The sequence below is a fragment of the Acidithiobacillus sp. genome (assembly GCF_023256195.1).
In the GTDB taxonomy this organism is placed as follows: Bacteria; Pseudomonadota; Gammaproteobacteria; order Acidithiobacillales; family Acidithiobacillaceae; genus Acidithiobacillus_A.
Genome location: NZ_JAGDWX010000009.1, coordinates 23284 through 24472 on the forward strand (window position 1 = coordinate 23284; position 1189 = coordinate 24472).

1 protein-coding gene and 1 pseudogene are annotated in these 1189 nt (G+C 63.7%); both read left to right on the forward strand.

Features of this window, described 5'->3' with window-relative positions:
• The coding region (locus Q0C23_RS00975) for an integrase domain-containing protein (protein ID WP_291510509.1) at positions 1-933 on the forward strand (933 nt) is incomplete at its 5' end.
• Between the two features lie 142 nt (positions 934-1075).
• Positions 1076-1189: pseudogene (locus Q0C23_RS00980) on the forward strand (IS5/IS1182 family transposase); the annotation flags it as partial.

Genomic DNA, 1189 nt, shown 5'->3' on the forward strand with positions numbered 1-1189 from the left:
CTGGTGCTCATGGCCCGGCGGTTTGGCCTGCGGTTCCAGGAGGCCGCCAAGGCGGACTTGCGGCGTCTCGTCGCGGAGGCGCGCAAACGTCGGGCCATCAACATTCAGGAGGGCACCAAAGGTGGTCGCACCGTCAAGCGGTGGGTGGTTGTGGACGCGTCGGGAAGGGAGGTACTCGAGAAGGCCTGGGCGATCGCCCGGGATGCGGGAACGAAGACACTGATCCCCCCGGACACGAAGTATATCGATTTCGTCCGCCGGGAAGCGGCACGTGCGCGCCGGGTGCTGCGTGAGCATGGGATTCGTGGCTACCACGAGTTGAGGGCGGCCTACGCGTGCGAGCGCTACGCTCGATTGACCGATTGCCCACCCCCGGTTCTGGCGGGAGGTCGGGCGACCTCGCGCTCGGTGGATCGCCAGGCGAGGGAAACCATCAGCCGGGAGATGGGGCACGGGCGCGTGCAGGTGCTGGCCTCCTACATCGGTACGCGGCGGCCGAACGGCGAACAAATCGCACGGGATGCGCAAGAGCGCAAGGCGTACCAGCAAGATCGGCGCCGCCTGACGCTACCCATCACCCCTACCACGGTGGTCTCACTGTTGACGCCGTACCTGAAAGGCAGCAAGCGGGAGATCCAGGTTCACAAGAGACGGTTACTGAGCATGGTGGTTCCCTACGCCGCCGAGCACGGTCGCCAGCTTGTCTCGGAAATCACGCTCCATGATCTCTGCGCGATGATCGCTCGGGAGACTGTGGATCGCCCGGACCGGAGCGAGAAAACCCGGCAGGACTACCTGCTCACGCTCTTACGGTGGGCACATGCCCTCGCGCATCCCGAGTGGGAAATCGAGATCCGAAAGGCGGCAGGATTGGGGAAACACACGGCGGCAGGACGGAAGTTGGCAGTGGTCAGGCGCAGGCGGCGGAAGTAGTCGGCGTGAAGCGTAACAATGGCGCTGGTTGGTTTCGGGGAGTGTGGGACCCAGGACGTGGCGGTCCATGAGGGAAGTTCTGATCTAGCATTGTGGACATAATGGGTTGACCGAGCAGTAGAGACCACCGATAACCGGACAGATGACCTTTGCAGAAGAGCCCAACCTTTCGCGGCGCCGTAAGCAGACCAAGCGGGAGCGCTTTCTCGCGGAGATGGACGTGGTGGTTCCCTGGGCCAGACTTATGGCCTTGATC